The 15,363-nt window shown below is 62.7% G+C and carries 10 protein-coding genes and 2 pseudogenes; 8 read left to right on the top strand and 4 right to left on the bottom strand.

All coding sequences use genetic code 11. The annotated features are described in order from the left end of the window. Positions 1-101 precede the first annotated feature (101 nt). Positions 102-743, top strand: a complete 642-nt coding sequence (locus NKI58_RS02835) for a DUF47 domain-containing protein (RefSeq protein ID WP_023676807.1) — start codon at positions 102-104, stop codon at positions 741-743. After that, positions 743-1,747: an inorganic phosphate transporter gene (locus tag NKI58_RS02830; protein ID WP_352703323.1), complete on the top strand. Its 1,005-nt coding sequence runs from the start codon at positions 743-745 to the stop codon at positions 1,745-1,747. The genes NKI58_RS02835 and NKI58_RS02830 overlap by 1 nt, the downstream gene beginning before the upstream one ends. Before the next feature lie 38 nt (positions 1,748-1,785). Here NKI58_RS02830 and NKI58_RS02825 read toward each other — a convergent pair whose 3' ends face one another. Further along, entirely contained in the window at positions 1,786-2,163 is a 378-nt protein-coding gene (locus NKI58_RS02825) for a VOC family protein (protein WP_023676809.1), read from the bottom strand. A gap of 194 nt (positions 2,164-2,357) precedes the next feature. On the opposite strand from NKI58_RS02825, the gene NKI58_RS02820 reads away from it, so the two are divergent. The 4 genes and pseudogenes from NKI58_RS02820 (at position 2,358) to chrA (ending at position 8,131) form a co-directional block, all read left to right on the top strand. Further along, complete coding sequence (locus NKI58_RS02820; RefSeq protein WP_352623218.1) at positions 2,358-3,542, top strand: Mrp/NBP35 family ATP-binding protein; 1,185 nt, start codon at positions 2,358-2,360, stop codon at positions 3,540-3,542. 239 nt (positions 3,543-3,781) lie between these two features. Then, positions 3,782-5,587, top strand: coding sequence for an IlvD/Edd family dehydratase (locus NKI58_RS02815; RefSeq protein WP_352623219.1), 1,806 nt, complete (start codon positions 3,782-3,784; stop codon positions 5,585-5,587). A 319-nt stretch (positions 5,588-5,906) separates the two neighbouring features. Next, a pseudogene (locus NKI58_RS02810) lies at positions 5,907-6,747 on the top strand (chromate resistance protein ChrB domain-containing protein). Further along, positions 6,744-8,131: pseudogene (chrA, locus tag NKI58_RS02805) on the top strand (chromate efflux transporter). Before NKI58_RS02810 ends, chrA begins: the two co-directional pseudogenes overlap by 4 nt. A gap of 3 nt (positions 8,132-8,134) precedes the next feature. Here the strand turns inward: chrA and NKI58_RS02800 are convergent. Next, positions 8,135-9,724, bottom strand: a complete 1,590-nt coding sequence (locus tag NKI58_RS02800) for a trimethylamine methyltransferase family protein (protein WP_352455053.1) — start codon at positions 9,722-9,724, stop codon at positions 8,135-8,137. 194 nt (positions 9,725-9,918) lie between these two features. Further along, the gene (pdxR, locus tag NKI58_RS02795) at positions 9,919-11,412 is read right to left on the bottom strand and encodes a MocR-like pyridoxine biosynthesis transcription factor PdxR (RefSeq protein WP_023676815.1); all 1,494 of its coding nucleotides are present in this window, start codon (positions 11,410-11,412) and stop codon (positions 9,919-9,921) included. Between the two features lie 255 nt (positions 11,413-11,667). On the opposite strand from pdxR, the gene pgi reads away from it, so the two are divergent. Further along, a complete protein-coding gene (gene pgi / locus NKI58_RS02790) occupies positions 11,668-13,311 on the top strand; it encodes a glucose-6-phosphate isomerase (protein WP_352853049.1) in 1,644 nt (547 codons plus the stop codon). Between the two features lie 5 nt (positions 13,312-13,316). Beyond that, positions 13,317-14,039, top strand: a complete 723-nt coding sequence (locus NKI58_RS02785; protein WP_352614515.1) for an HAD family hydrolase — start codon at positions 13,317-13,319, stop codon at positions 14,037-14,039. 43 nt (positions 14,040-14,082) lie between these two features. Here the strand turns inward: NKI58_RS02785 and NKI58_RS02780 are convergent, their stop codons facing one another. Beyond that, a complete protein-coding gene (locus NKI58_RS02780; protein WP_352703331.1) occupies positions 14,083-15,090 on the bottom strand; it encodes a hypothetical protein in 1,008 nt (335 codons plus the stop codon). Between the last annotated feature and the right edge of the window lie 273 nt (positions 15,091-15,363).

The following is a 15,363-nucleotide window of genomic DNA, read 5'->3' as shown; positions in this document are numbered from 1 at the left end:
CCGCATCCACATCTTTCAGCCGGCTTACTGTTTCCCGCGATGGAATGCGGCGCTATGTGAATGAGACGGGGTCGTGGACTGGACACGACGGGAGACCGAACATGCTGGGCTGGTTCCGCAAGCTGCTGCCGCGCGAAGATCGCTTCTTCGACCTGTTCGAGCGGCATTCCCGCACCGTGGTCGGTGGCGCCGAGGCACTGCAGCAGCTTTTGCAGGGCAACGACATCGACCGCTGGTGTCAGACGATCATCGATCTCGAGGACGAAGCCGATCAGATCACCGCGGAAGTGCTGCTGGCCGTGCGCCGCTCCTTCATCACGCCCTTCGACCGCGGCGACATCAAGGACCTGATCCAGTCGATGGATGATGCCATCGACATGATGCACAAGACCGTCAAGACGGTAAAGCTGTTCGAAAAGAAGGAATTCGACCCGCTGATGCAGGAAATGGGGGGCGTCATCGTCGAGGCCGCCAAGTTGGTGGCCGAGGCGATCCCGCTTCTCGGCAAGGTCGGGGCGCATACGGTGCGCCTCAACGCCATCGCCGAGGAAGTCATGCGCGCCGAAGGCCGGGCCGACGACCTGCACGAGCAAGGCCTGAAGGACCTGTTCAAGCGGCACGGCCGCAGCGATCCGATGGCCTATCTGATCGGCAGCGAGATCTACGGCCAGCTGGAAAAGGTGGTCGATCGCTTCGAGGACGTCGCCAACGAAATCAGCGGCATCGTCATCGAGAACGTATAGTGGAAGCCGCAATAGCCTTTCCCGTGCTGGTCGGCCTTGTCGTCGTCGCGCTGTTCTTCGATTTCCTCAACGGCCTGCACGATGCCGCCAACTCTATCGCCACCATCGTCTCCACCCGGGTGCTGCGGCCGCATTATGCGGTGTTCTGGGCGGCCTTCTTCAATTTCATCGCCTTCATGTTCTTCGGTCTTCACGTGGCGGAGACGCTCGGAACCGGCATCATCGACGCCAGCATCGTCACGCCGGCAGTGATCTTTGCAGCACTTGTCGGCGCCATCGTCTGGAATATCGTCACCTGGCTCGTCGGCATCCCGTCCAGCAGCTCGCACGCGCTGATCGGCGGTTTGGTCGGCGCCGGCGTTGCCAAGGCAGGCACCGGCGCCATCGTCTGGACCGGGTTGGGCAAAACGACGGCGGCCATCGTGCTATCGCCGGCGGCAGGTTTTCTGCTGGCGCTCGTCCTGATCCTCGCGGTCTCCTGGCTGTTCGTGCGGCGGACGCCGTTCGCCGTCGACAGCACCTTCCGCGTCATGCAGTTCTTTTCCGCCTCGCTCTATTCGCTCGGCCATGGCGGCAACGACGCGCAGAAGACTATGGGCATCATCGCCGTGCTGCTCTATTCGCAAGGCATGCTCGGCGCGAATTTTTACGTGCCGCTGTGGGTCGTCATCACCTGTCAGTCGGCGCTGGCGCTGGGCACGTTGCTCGGCGGCTGGCGCATCGTCCACACCATGGGCTCGAAGATCACCCGGCTGAACCCGATGCAGGGTTTCTGCGCCGAGACCGGCGGAGCGATCACCCTGTTCGCCGCCACCTGGCTCGGTATTCCTGTATCGACCACGCACACGATCACCGGCGCCATCATCGGGGTCGGCGCCGCCCGCCGCGTCTCCGCCGTTCGCTGGGGCATTGCCGGTAACATCGTGGTGGCATGGATCGTCACCCTGCCGGCAACCGCGGCGATCGCGGCTCTCACCTACCTCGCGGTCGGCCTGGCAAGGTGACAGCACCGTAGCACTGCGCGGCAGGCGATGCGCCGTATCTACCTATCCACAAGGTTCAGGATGTTGCCGTCCGGATCCTTGAACCATGCGACCTTCATGCCCTGACCGACATGAACATCGCCCTCCAGCGTCAGGCCTGGCATGTCGTAATGCTCGAAGGTCACGCCCTTCGATTTCAATGCCTCAACGATCTTGCCGAGTTCGTCGCCGACCGTCCATGTCACAGCCGTCGCCTTGTTGGTCCCAGCGAAGTTCGAACGGTAGACGTTGATGCTGGTGTCGCCGCTTTTATAGACGATCAGTTCGCCACCTTCATTGTGCACCTCTTTCAGGCCAAGGACCCCTTCGTAGAATGCCTTGGCCTTGGCCAGGTCCTTCACGGCGAGATTGGCCGTCGCGTTGCTGTTTGCGAGCATGATTCGTCTCCTTCCCTGGCTGTCATTCCATGCTCATGAAATAGGCTGCGTTGACGATTTGGCGACGGCTGCTCCCACTGGAAATGCCGTCATATGCTCGCTGCCTCCCCGATACGCCGCTGCAATTGGTGGTCCATCGCTTGGTTCTGTTCCGGAACTGCATTATCTGGAGCGGAAAAGTAGAGGAAAAACTCATGCCCGCCGCCAATGAAAACGTGACCAAGGAAATCGTTATCGAGCGCCTGAAGACGGTCAATGGGCCGGATTTCACCGGCAATATCGTCGACCTCGGCCTGGTTTCCGAGATTTTCATTGCCGATGCCAAGGTGTTCTTTTCGATCACCGTTCCCGCTGCCCGTGCCCAGGAGATGGAACCGCTGCGTGCGGCGGCCGAACGTGTCGTCAAGGCGATCCCCGGTGTTGCCGGCGCCGTGGTCGCGCTGACGGCGGAAAAGAAGGGTGGCGGCATGGAGGCGCCGGTTCCGCAAAGACCGGCTCAGAGGCCCGCTCCGCCGGCCGCACCTGCGCGTCCCGCGCCGCAGGCGCCCGCCTCGCACAGCCAGGGCAAGCGCGGCGTACCCGGCATCGAAGCGATCATCGCCGTCGCTTCCGGCAAGGGCGGCGTCGGCAAGTCGACCACCGCCGTCAATATCGCCCTTGGGCTTGCCGCCAACGGGCTGCGGGTCGGGGTGCTCGATGCCGACATTTATGGCCCTTCCATGCCGCGTCTGCTCAACATTCGTGGCAGGCCGCAGACCGTCGACGGCAAGATCCTGAAGCCGATGCAGAATTATGGCCTCAAGGTCATGTCGATGGGCTTCCTCGTCGATGAGGAGACGCCGATGATCTGGCGCGGGCCGATGGTGATGTCGGCATTGACGCAGATGCTGCGCGAGGTCGAATGGGGACCGCTTGATGTGCTCGTCGTCGACATGCCGCCCGGCACCGGCGACGCCCAGCTGACCATGGCCCAACAGGTGCCGCTGGCCGGCGCCGTCATCGTCTCGACGCCACAGGACCTGGCCCTGATCGATGCGCGCAAAGGCCTCAACATGTTCAGAAAGGTCGACGTGCCGCTATTGGGTATCGTCGAAAACATGAGCTATTTTCTCGCCCCCGATACGGGAAAACGCTACGACATCTTCGGCCATGGCGGCGCCCGCCGCGAGGCCGAGCGTCTCGGCGTCACCTTCCTTGGCGAAGTGCCGCTCGAGATGGGCATCCGCGAAAGCTCCGATGCCGGCACGCCGGTGGTGGTCTCCAAGCCGGATGGCGCTGAGGCGAAAATCTATCGCAACATCGCCGCCAAGGTCTGGGACCGCGTCAATGAAGAGCGCGGCGCGGCCGAGGCTGCAGTGCCGAGCATCGTGTTCGAGTGATACGGATGTCCCTCCCCCAAGTGGGCCCCTTGAGGGGGAGGGTGGCCGGAAGGGTCAGGTAGGGTCCGCGGCGACGCGCTCCAACTTTTCCGGGATAGCGGGCTGACAAACCACGATCCCGTCTAGCGCGGAGGCAGATGTATGTCTTTCGTACCAAAGAGCGGATTCGGATGGCGCGTGCCCCTTGCCTGCTCCCGCGCGTTGTCATATCGATTTGTCATACAAATACGGAGACCACGATGGCAGGCGCCCCCACCCACAAGAAAAAATTTCGCTCGCAGGAGTGGTTCGACAATCCCGACAATCCGGGCATGACGGCACTCTATCTGGAGCGCTACCTGAATTACGGGCTGACGCGGGCCGAACTGATGTCCGGCAAGCCGCTGATCGGCATCGCCCAGACCGGCTCCGACCTGTCGCCCTGCAACCGCCATCACATCGAACTGGCCAAGCGCGTGCGCGAAGGCATCGTCTCGATGGGTGGCATCCCTTTCGAGTTCCCTTGCCACCCGATCCAGGAGACCGGCAAGCGGCCGACTGCTGCACTTGACCGCAACCTTGCCTATCTCAGCCTGGTAGAGGTGCTCTACGGCTATCCGCTCGACGGCGTGGTGCTCACCATCGGCTGCGACAAGACGACGCCGGCCATGCTGATGGCCGCGGCCACCGTCAACATTCCGGCTATCGCGCTTTCGGTCGGCCCGATGCTCAACGGCTGGCACAAGGGCAAGCGCACCGGCTCCGGCACCATCGTCTGGGAATCGCGCCAGCGCCTGTCGGCCGGCGAGATTGGCTATGACGAGTTCATGGATATCGTTGCCTCCTCGGCGCCGTCGACCGGCTATTGCAACACGATGGGTACCGCCACCACGATGAATTCGCTGGCCGAGGCGCTCGGCATGCAATTGCCGGGCTCGGCCGCTATCCCCGCCCCCTATCGCGAGCGCGGCCAGATCGCCTACGAGACCGGAAAGCGCATCGTCGACATGGTGCATGAGGATCTGAAGCCCTCCGACATCATGACCCGTAAGGCCTTCGAGAACGCCATCGTCGTCAACTCGGCGATCGGCGGCTCGACCAATGCGCCGATCCACCTCAACGCCATCGCCCGCCATCTCGGCGTGCCGCTCGACAATGACGATTGGCAGAAGGTCGGCCTCAACATACCGCTAATCGTCAATCTGCAGCCGACGGGCGAATATCTCGGCGAGGACTATCACCATGCCGGCGGCGTGCCGGCCGTGGTCGCCGAATTGATGAAGGGCGGCCTGCTGCCCTATCCGGAAGCCATGACAGCTAACGGCAAGACCATCGGCGACAATTGCAGCGGCGCCGTCAACGAGAACCTCGACGTCATCCGCACGGTTGCCGAGCCGCTGAAAGCCAATGCCGGCTTCATCAATCTCAAGGGCAATCTGTTCGATTCGGCGATCATGAAGACCAGCGGCATCTCGCCCGAATTCCGCGAGCGCTATCTGTCGAACCCGAAGGACCCCGAAGCCTTCGAGGGCAACGCCATGGTCTTCGACGGCCCCGAGGACTATCACGCCCGCATCGACGACCCGGCACAGGGAATTGACGAGCACACCATCCTGTTCATGCGCGGCGCCGGCCCGATCGGCTATCCCGGCGGCGCCGAAGTCGTCAACATGCAGCCGCCTGCCTATCTGATCAAAAAGGGCATCCACGCGCTGGCCTGTATCGGCGACGGTCGCCAGTCGGGCACGTCGGGCTCGCCGTCGATCCTCAACGCCTCGCCGGAAGCCGCCATCGGCGGCGGCCTGGCGCTGCTGAAGACCGGCGACCGCGTCCGCATCGACCTGCGCAAGGGCACCGCCGACATCCTCGTCAGCGACGACGAGATCACGCGGCGCCGCGCCGAGCTGCAAAACAATGGCGGCTATCAGTATCCGAAGCACCAGACGCCCTGGCAGGAAATCCAGCGCGGCATGGTCGACCAGTTTTCCGGAGGCATGGTGCTGAAGCCGGCGGTGAAATACCAGGATGTGGCTCATACAAGCGGCGTGCCGAGGGACAATCACTGACCAGGGTCCGTCGCACGAGCCAGCCGCCGGTGCAGGCAATTTGCCGAGGTCAGCGCCAGGAGGGGTAGGGGGTGGGGGTACATCGTAGAGCGAAAGCCTCGGCTTTCCACCCGCGATAGCCTGCCGTTAATGGCCAGAAATGCCCGGCACAGGGTTGGACGCGGTCATTTGTCAACAGCGATTGCTCCCGCGAGAACGGCAATGCTTGACAAGCGGGCGTGACAAATCCACGATCATCGCAAGGGGTGCATCGCGACGACCCCGTGAGGCGTCAGCCCAACGTTCGCGTCCAAGCTTCTCTTTCAAGGAGGTGGACGCCATGCCGTCAACAACCGCTATCACTGTATCGCAACTGTCCCGTCTGATTGGGCTGCCGGGTGCACCCGCAATCATCGACGTCCGCATCGATGATGACTACAACGCCGATCCGCGCCTGCTGCCGGGGTCGGATCGTCGTGATTTCAGGAGTGTCTCGAACTGGGCTGCCGACTTCGCCGGCAGGCAAGTGACAGTCGTCTGCCAACAGGGAAAAAAAGCTCTCGCAAGGCGTGGCCGCATGGCTACGGCAGGAGGGCGTTGCCGCCGAATCGCTCGATGGCGGGTTTGAAGCGTGGCGCGATGCCAAGGGCCTTCTCGTTCACGCCGACAAGATACCGCCCGCCGATGCCAAGGGCCGCACCGTTTGGGTGACGCGTACGCGCCCGAAAGTCGACCGCATCGCCTGCCCCTGGCTGATCCGGCGCTTCATCGATCCTCACGCGGTCTTTCTCTTCGTCGAGCCGGCCGAAGTGGCGGCAGTCGCCGATCGCTTTCAGGCCATCCCTTTCGACATCGAGAACGTGTTCTGGAGCCACCGCGGCGAACGCTGCACCTTCGACACCATGATCGAGGAGTTCGGGCTCAAATCCGAAGCGCTCGATCGCCTGGCCACGATCATACGCGCTGCCGATACTGCGAGCCTCGATCTTGTTCCACAGGCGGCCGGGTTCCTGGCCGCCTCGCTTGGACTGTCACGGATGTTTCGCGACGATCTGGAGCAGCTCGAGGCCGGCATGCTGCTTTACGATGCGTTTTTCCGCTGGTGCCGCGATGCCACCGAGGAGACGCATAACTGGCCGGTCGCCGGCGCAGTCAGTCTCGGCGCAGGCAAACCATCGTGAGCGCCGTCCTTTCGAAAAAGCCGGCGGAGATCCAGGAGCCCGCTGTGCCGAGCTTCCGGCAGGCCGTGAAGGTCTGGGCGAAAATCGGCGTGCTCAGCTTTGGCGGCCCGGCCGGGCAGATCGCGCTCATGCACAAGGAACTGGTCGAGGAACGGCGCTGGATCGGCGAACAGCGCTTTCTGCATGCGTTGAACTACTGCATGCTGCTCCCTGGCCCCGAGGCCCAGCAACTCGCCATCTATATCGGCTGGTTGCTGCACAAAACGGTCGGCGGCCTTGTTGCCGGCCTCCTCTTCGTCGTGCCGGGCGCGCTTGTCATGCTCGTCCTGAGCAGCCTCTATGCGCTCTATGGCGATGTACCACTCGTCGCGGCGCTGTTTTTCGGGGTCAAGGCGACCGTGCTCGCCATTGTCATCGAGGCGGTGATCCGGATCGGCAGACGCGCGCTGAAAAACCCGGTCATGGTGTCGATCGCACTCGCCGCCTTCATCGCCATCTACGCGTTGAACGTGCCGTTTCCGCTGATCGTGCTGCTTGCCGGGCTGGCAGGCTGGATCGGCAACCGTAGTGCGCCGGCAGTTTTTTCCGGCGCCTCGCATGGCAAGGGCGATGTTCCCGACATAAAGGGCGTGGTCGATCTGATGTTCGAGCGCGGTGAACTGACCCACGTCAGGCCGACACGATGGCACGCGCCGCGCACTTTGGCGACCTGGCTGCCGATCTGGCTGGGGCCTGTTCTGCTGGTCTGGGCTTTCACCGGCCCTGCCAGCGTTTGGACTCAAATCGGTGGCTTCTTCAGTGTCATGGCGGTCGTCACCTTCGGCGGCGCCTACGCAGCCCTTGCCTATGTCGCGCAGGCAGCGGTCGAGTACTTCGGCTGGCTGGCACCCGGTGAAATGGTCGACGGCCTCGGACTTGCCGAAACCACGCCGGGTCCGCTCATCCTGGTCTTGCAGTTCGTCGGCTTCGTTGCCGCGTTCCGCCAGCCGGGCTTGCTGGCGCCGCTGCTTGCCGGACTGTTTGGCGGGCTGTTCACGCTGTGGGCGACCTTTACCCATGTTTCCTATGGATATTCCTTGGGGCGCCTTACATCGAAGCGCTGCGCGGCAACAAGGCGCTGTCGGCGGCGCTCGGTGCGATCACCGCCGCCGTCGTCGGCGTCATCATGAATCTCGCTCTATGGTTCGGCTTGCACGTCATCTTCGGCGAAGTGCGCAATGTCGGGCTTGGAATGGACGTGCCGGTGCTTTCATCGATAGACTGGCGCGCGGCGCTGCTTTCCTGTGCCTCGATGATCGCCATTCTGAAGCTGAAGATCGGTATGCTGCCGACGCTTGCCGGATCGGCGCTGGCCGGTGTCTTGTTGCTGGCGGCGAGCGGGTAACGCTCAGCCGCCCATTCTGCCGCGCGGCAGCTTGATCATATCGCCGAAGCGGGCGCGCAATTTGTCGTCGACCGGCTTTGGCACATGGCGCGGGAAGCGTTCGGCAAGCACGCGTTTCTTCTCGATGATCGCCCGCTGCAGGATATCGGGCCTGCCTTTCTCATTCCATTCCTTCGGCGAAAAGCGGTCGCCGACGGCCGGATAGAAATATTCGGTCTGCATCAGCCGCAGCGTCTGCTCGTTGCCGAGATAATGGCCCGGGCCCTTCAGGCAGACATCGGCAATCGTGTCGATCGACAGCGACTCGTCCGTCACTTCGATGCCGCGCACGCAGCGCAGGCAGTGGCCGAGCATGTCGTTGTCGATGATCAGGCTCTCAAGGCAAAAGCCGAGCAGCGAGGCGTGCATGCCGGCCGATTCGTAAACCAGGTTGAGGCCGGCAAGACCGGCCATCACGTCGGTTATGCCCTTTTCGTAGCCGGACTGAATATCAGGCAGTTTCGAATCTGTCATGCCGGCGGCCGAACCGCCCGGCAGGTCGTAAAATTGCGCCATCTGCGCGCAGGCCGCGGTCAGCACCGCCTGCTCGGCCGAACCGCCCGACATGGCGCCGGTCCGGAGATCCGAGACAAACGGCCAGGTACCGAAAATCGCCGGATGGCCTGGCTTGATGGCGTTGACGTAGATGAGGCCGACGAGGACTTCGGCGACCGCCTGCACCACGGCGCCGGCAATCGCCGCCGGTGCCGTCGCACCCGCCTGTCCTGCCGACAGCAGCAGGATCGGAATGCCGCCCTCGACGCAGGCTTCGAGAACGCCACAGGCGTCCTCGGCAAACTTCATCGGCGGCACGACGAAGCAGTTCGAATTGGAGACGAAAGGCCGCGCGCGAAAATTCTCTTCGCCGCCCGCGATCGCATAGAGCATGTCGAGCGCCGGCTTGACGTTCTCACGCACGGTAAACGAGGTGCCGACATGCTTCGACGTGCCCATGACGCAGGCGTAGAGCGTGTTGAAATCCATATCGAGCGGGTCGGGAATGTCGCGCGGCACCATCGGCCGCTGGAAGAAATGGATGTTGTCGAGCCCTTCGACCAGGCGCGCGGCATCATAAATATCCTGCAGCAGCGACTCGCGATACTCACGCTTTTCGACATCGACAAGATGCACCGCAGCACCGGCCGTGCCGTAGTGCACACGCTTGCCCTGGATCACCATGTCGTGCTTCGGATCCTGGCCGTGGAGGGTGAAATGCCGCGCCGCGTTCTTGATGGTGTCGAGCACAAGGCCGCGAGGAAAGCGCAGGCGGCCGTCCTCACTGAAGGTCGCGCCGGCTTTGGTCAGCGCCTCGATGCAGGAGGGAATGGCGTTGGCGAAGCCGACCGTCTCCAGAAGGGTAAGCACGGCCTCGTGGATACGTTCGCAATCGCTGCCGCTGAGCGGGCTGTAGCTTCCGCCTTCGAGGCCGGCACGCACCGGCTTGACGTCGTCGGCAAGCGGTGCCGCCCGCATGGCGCGGCGCGCCTCGCGCCCGCCGGACCGCCGCGAACGCTGGTCTGCGGACACGTCCTGCTTCTCATGGGCCATTGGCATGAAGGCACTCCAACTTTAGCTGCGGAGCGGGCGCGGCGGTTGGTCCACCATCGGCCTGCTTCGTCCCCTCTATACAGCGACTATGCCGCCGGCATTGGCACAGCCTATGTGCCAGCCGGTCCCGTCGCATATGCCAAGGAGCTAAAGAACCGGAGCCGCACTACATGCGCCAGGCTCCGGTCGGGGAAGGGAGATCAGGCCGCTGCCGGCCTGCGTCCAGCTGCCGTCGCTAGTTCGCGGATGCCGGGTTCGATGTGCTGCAACGCGATCGAGGAAATGCCCAAGCGCATGAAACGCGATGGCTTTTCGGTGCGGTCGAAGAAGCGGTCGCCAGGCTCGATGATGACGCTGCGCGAGGCCGCGGCCTCCGCCAGCCCGCGCGAATCGGTGCCGCGCGGCCCCTCGAGCCAGAGCGACGTGCCGCCGGCCGAATCGGTCGAGCGCCACTCCGGCAGGAAGGCGGAAATCGCATGGACCAGACGCTTGCGCCTCTCGTCGAAGGCGCTCGACAGCCGCCGCACCAGCGCCTCGTGATGGCCGAGCGACAGGAACAATGCGACGGCGCGCTGGTTGTTCGCCGGCGGATGGCGCAGCATGAAGCGGCGTAGCGCCCGAAGCTCGGAGATCAGCCCGGCCGAGGCGACGATGTAGCCGAGCCTGAGGCCGGGAGCCAGCGTCTTCGACATCGAGCCGACATAGACGACGCGGCCGGAGCGATCGAGGCTCTTCAGCGCCTGCTGCGGCGCCTCGTCCAGGAGCTGGCTGTCATATCCGTCCTCGATGATGATCTGGTTGTGCCGGTTGGCGCGCGCCAAAAGCTCCTGCCGCCGCTCTGCCGACAGCGGCACCATGGTCGGGCAATGGTGGCTGGGCGTGACGAAGACGAAGCCGGAATCATTGGGAATGGCCGAGGTTACGATGCCGGAGTGGTCGACCGGAACCGGCTGGATCTCGGCGCCGGCCAGCCGGAAGATCGAACGTGCATCGGGATAGCCCGGGTCCTCCATCGCCACCTTGGAGCCCTTGGTCATCAACAGCGTCGCCAGCATGTAAAGCGCGTTTTGCGCGCCCAACGTCACGATGATCTCGTCCGGATTGGCGAAGATGCCGCGTCGCGGCAGCAGCCGTGCCTGGATCTGCTCGATCAGGAGCGGATCGTCGCGGTCGACCATGTCGGATGCCCAGTTGCGGATTTCGAGCACCGCCAACGCCATGCGGTTGCACTCGCGCCATTCGGCGGTCGGGAACAGCGCCGGGTCGAATTGGCCATAGACGAAGGGGTATGACGACTTGATCCAGTTGTCGTGCTTGGCCGGCGGCGGCATGTCGCTCGCCGCGATCTGCCGACGCGCCTTCCAGTCGATCTCGTTGGCCTGGTCGGGCGCCTTCTGATGCGGCTTGGCAGGCGTCGCCAGCACTTCGGGATTGACGAAATGGCCGCGGCGCTCGCGCGCCACCAGGAAGCCTTGGTCGACCAGCTGCTGGAAGGCCAGCACCACGGTGCCGCGCGCCACGCCGAGTTTTTCGGCAAGAATCCGGCAGGACGGAAGCGGCATGGAAGCCGCGATCTGCCGGTCGAGGATGGCGGCGACGATCGCCTGGCGGATCTGCGCCTGCAGGGTCTGACCGGATTCCGCCGAAATCCGGAACAGGCCGGACCATATGGCCGTGTCGTTTCGCTGTGGCATGGGAAATGTTCCTCGATGGCCAGCTTTTTTCACTTGGCTGGACCAGTCGAATGTACCGGTGGCACAAGGTGTTGCGCCAATCAATTTTTCTGATCGCTGGGATTTATGCCAGTGATCCTTTGAGCCGGCCCACGCTGCGCTGCGGCATCGCTGCGCATTGAAACAGATGGAATTCGACCCGATAGTTTGCCGCGACGACACGCGCCGGAAACATCCGGCCTGATAAGATGCATCTCAAGAGACCGGAGCGAAGCAGTGGATCAATCGTCCTTTCAAAAGCAGCTCGACGCATTGCGCGATCATCGTGCGGCCAAATCGGGCTCGATGCGCGAGGTTTTCGCTGCCGATCCGCAGCGCTTCGAGAGATTCTCCGCCAGTGACGGCGACCTGCTGCTCGACTGGTCGAAATGCGCGGTCGATGCGCGGACTATGGAGTTGCTGGAGAAGCTGGCTGAGGCCGCTGACCTCGAAGGCCGGCGCGACGCGATGTTTGCCGGCAAGAAGATCAACGTCACTGAAGGCCGTGCCGTGCTGCACACGGCGCTGCGCAACCTGACCGGCAAGGGCATCGGGCTCGACGGCCAGGACGTGAAGGCGGAAGTCCTTGCCGTACTCGACGCGATGGGTGCCTTCGCCGACGCGGTGCGTTCCGGCAAGGCGGCCGGCGCGACCGGCAAGAAAATCACCGACATCGTCAACATCGGCATCGGCGGCTCCGATCTCGGCCCGGCCATGGCGACGCTGGCGCTGGCGCCCTATCATGACGGGCCGCGCGCGCATTACGTATCCAATATCGACGGTGCCCATATCCACGACACGCTGAAGGGTCTTTCCGCCGAAACCACCCTGTTCATCATCGCCTCCAAGACCTTCACCACGGTCGAGACGATGACCAATGCCGAAACCGCGCGCAGATGGGTCGAGAAGGCGCTCGGCAAGGAAGCGGTCGGCAAGCATTTCGCCGCCGTCTCGACGGCGCTCGACCTGGTCGCCAAATTCGGCATCGCGCCCGATCGCGTCTTCGGCTTCTGGGACTGGGTCGGCGGCCGCTATTCCGTCTGGGGTGCGATCGGTCTGCCAGTGATGATCGCCATCGGCCCGAAGGATTTTCGCGCCTTTCTCGACGGCGCCCATGAGATGGACGAGCATTTCCGCACCGCGCCGCTGGCGAAGAACCTGCCGGCGCTGATGGGGCTGATTGGCTGGTGGCACCGCGTGATCTGCAAATACCCCGCTCGCGCCGTCATCCCCTACGATCAGCGTCTGTCCAGGCTGCCGGCCTATCTGCAGCAGCTCGACATGGAATCGAACGGCAAGAGCGTCACCCTGGAAGGCGGCGCTGTAACGACGCCGACCGGCCCGCTGGTCTGGGGCGAGCCCGGCACCAATGGCCAGCATGCCTTCTTCCAACTTCTGCATCAGGGCACCGATTTCATTCCGGTCGAATTCCTTGCCGCTGCCGTCGGCCACGAGCCGGAACTGAAGCATCACCACGACCTTCTGCTTGCCAATTGCCTGGCGCAGTCGGAAGCCTTCATGAAGGGCCGCACGCTTGAGGAAGCCCGAGCGCAGATGCTGGCGAAAGGCATGAAGCCGGCCGATGTCGACAGGATTGCTCCGCACCGCGTCTTCTCCGGCGACCGCCCCTCGGTGACGATTCTCTACAGAAAGCTCGACCCGCATACATTCGGACGGCTGATTGCGCTTTACGAACACCGCGTCTTTGTCGAAGGCACGCTGTTCAACATCAACTCCTTCGACCAATGGGGCGTCGAACTCGGCAAGGAACTGGCGACCGGGCTGCTGCCCGTCGTTGAAGGCAAGGAGAACGCCGCAAAGCGGGATGCCTCGACTGCCGGACTGGTGGAATACATTCACCGCTTGCGCGGCCTGGAGTGAAAAGCTTGGCGGACATCAAGGGAATATTGTTCGACAAGGACGGCACGCTCGTAGATTTCAACGCGACATGGCTGGGCATCGCCGACTTCATGGCGATGGATGCGGCCGAAGGCGATCGCTGGAGGGCAGACAGGCTGCTTGCGGCGGCGGGCTTCGACTTCGCCAACAAGCGCTTCAAGCCGGATTCAATTTTTGCCTCCGGCACCAACATGGACGTCGTCGAGCTGTGGTTTCCGCGGCTGTCCGACGAGGACCAGATGCTTGCCGTCGCCCGTTTCAATGCCATCACTTCGGCGCAAGGATCGGCGATGGCCGTGGCGCTGCCGGGTGTGGTCGAGACGCTTGGGCTGCTTCACAGAAAATCCTACCGGCTTGGCGTCGCCACCAACGACTCGACCAGCGGCGCGGAAAAGACCTTGGTCACTCTGGGCGTCGCGCAGCTTTTCGAAGCCGCCTATGGTTACGACGCGGTGGCCAATCCAAAACCGGCGCCGGATACGATCCTTGCCTTTTCGGATCTGACAGGGCTCAGGCCGGCGACGATCGCAATGGTCGGCGACAATCGTCACGATCTGGAGATGGCGCGCGCCGGCGGCTGCGGCCTGGCGATTGGCGTGCTGTCCGGCACCGGCACACGTGAATCGCTGTCGCAGATAGCCGACGTCATTCTGGATTCGGTGGCCGACCTGCCTGATTTTCTTTCGGCGCGAGTGACGGAGACAGCCTGACGGCCGAGGCCATCTCTTCCTTGCATAGGACTTCTTCCGGAGCCTAATCGACCATCAGATGGGTACAGTTGATGGTCGTATTCTCGATGGCCGTCAGTTTGGCCAGCAGGTCCAAGCGGATCATCTCGACAGTCCGGCTCGGTAGAACCCCTTCCACTGTCAGCTGAATATCATACCAGTCCTCGACATAGCGCACGGTGACGCCTTCGACGCAGAGGCGATAGACACGATGCTCGTCCGTGATTTCAGGCATCTTCGAGTGAGGCACGTCGGGCGTGTACAATGTTTCGAGCAAGTCTATTCGAGGATTGGGGCCGAGATGGCGAAGATGTTTGGCTCGAAAGCCGTCGCTGTCCTCTGGTCTGCCGCTGGCGCGATCTGAAAGGCGGCGGCGAAGCCAAAAGATATGATTTTGACAGCCATCATCTCGAACGAATGCAAATCGCGGCCAGAGCCGCCTGGTAAGGCGCTCCCAGCGGCCTGTATGGAGGTCCAGGCGCCAATCGTCGATGTTCTCGACCACTCCAGGCCATCGCGGCCCGATCAGGCGCCCGCCGCGAACCAGGAGTGCGCCACCATCTTCCACGAGTTCCGAAGAGTGCTTGTATATCCATGGCGGCGTTTCTCCGGTCGTATCGAAGCGGCCAACACCAAAGTTTGTTATGTCTAAAACGAGCACCTGGGCCTTGTGACCGCGAACATTCGGATAAGATAGGTTGCCTACTATAAATATTCGGTCGTCGACAAGATTTGCCGTATGAAAGTCGGTCGGTGGAAAAACCTCATCCGAGTAGCCCAAAATCTCGGTGCCGCTCCCAGGATGACTCACGATCACATCGTTGTAGATATAGAAATCTGCATCATAGTGATCTTCATACTCGCCGCCGATCCTGACAAGGCGGCCGTCTGGCAGCACCGTTTCAGTGCGCCCGTACCGGCTGAAGCTCCAGCACGGCCCGACATCCTTTGAAGGCGGGCCGTGGAACGCTTTGTTCAGGGAGTAACCGGTGAGACGGTGCTCAATTGCCCATACCCAGACAGGGTTGGTCATAGGTTCCGGATTGCCAGAACCTCGACTGGGCGAACGAAACTGTAAAAACAGGTCTTGGTCTATGTTCGCGGGCGGTATGATCAAGTTCAAGCGGGGCTAGCAAGGCTGCTACATCGAAGGACGAGCCGATACCCCATCGCTGGATTATAGCCTCCATAGAATCGTCTGCAAGGGGTCGAACTCAGTCATGTCGTAAGCAGATGAGTTGTCCGGGTTAGGTAGCAGACGAGTTGTCCGGTTTGATCTTCAGCGAACGGAGGCTGGGGATGAGAC

It is taken from the genome of Mesorhizobium sp. M0522 (assembly GCF_040321085.1).
Classification (GTDB): Bacteria; Pseudomonadota; Alphaproteobacteria; order Rhizobiales; family Rhizobiaceae; genus Mesorhizobium.
Note: the sequence above shows the minus strand (reverse complement) of the source record. Positions and strands in the feature narration are given on the sequence as shown.

Bases quoted from the DNA above. Each gene is read 5' to 3' on its own strand.
- NKI58_RS02815 (WP_352623219.1), top strand. From the start codon at position 3,782: ATGGCAGGCGCCCCCACCCACAAGAAAAAATTTCGCTCGCAGGAGTGG.
- pdxR (WP_023676815.1), bottom strand. From the start codon at position 11,412: ATGCCACAGCGAAACGACACGGCCATATGGTCCGGCCTGTTCCGGATT.
- NKI58_RS02825 (WP_023676809.1), bottom strand. From the start codon at position 2,163: ATGCTCGCAAACAGCAACGCGACGGCCAATCTCGCCGTGAAGGACCTG.
- NKI58_RS02835 (WP_023676807.1), top strand. From the start codon at position 102: ATGCTGGGCTGGTTCCGCAAGCTGCTGCCGCGCGAAGATCGCTTCTTC.
- NKI58_RS02800 (WP_352455053.1), bottom strand. From the start codon at position 9,724: ATGCCAATGGCCCATGAGAAGCAGGACGTGTCCGCAGACCAGCGTTCG.
- NKI58_RS02780 (WP_352703331.1), bottom strand. From the start codon at position 15,090: ATGACCAACCCTGTCTGGGTATGGGCAATTGAGCACCGTCTCACCGGT.
- NKI58_RS02820 (WP_352623218.1), top strand. From the start codon at position 2,358: ATGCCCGCCGCCAATGAAAACGTGACCAAGGAAATCGTTATCGAGCGC.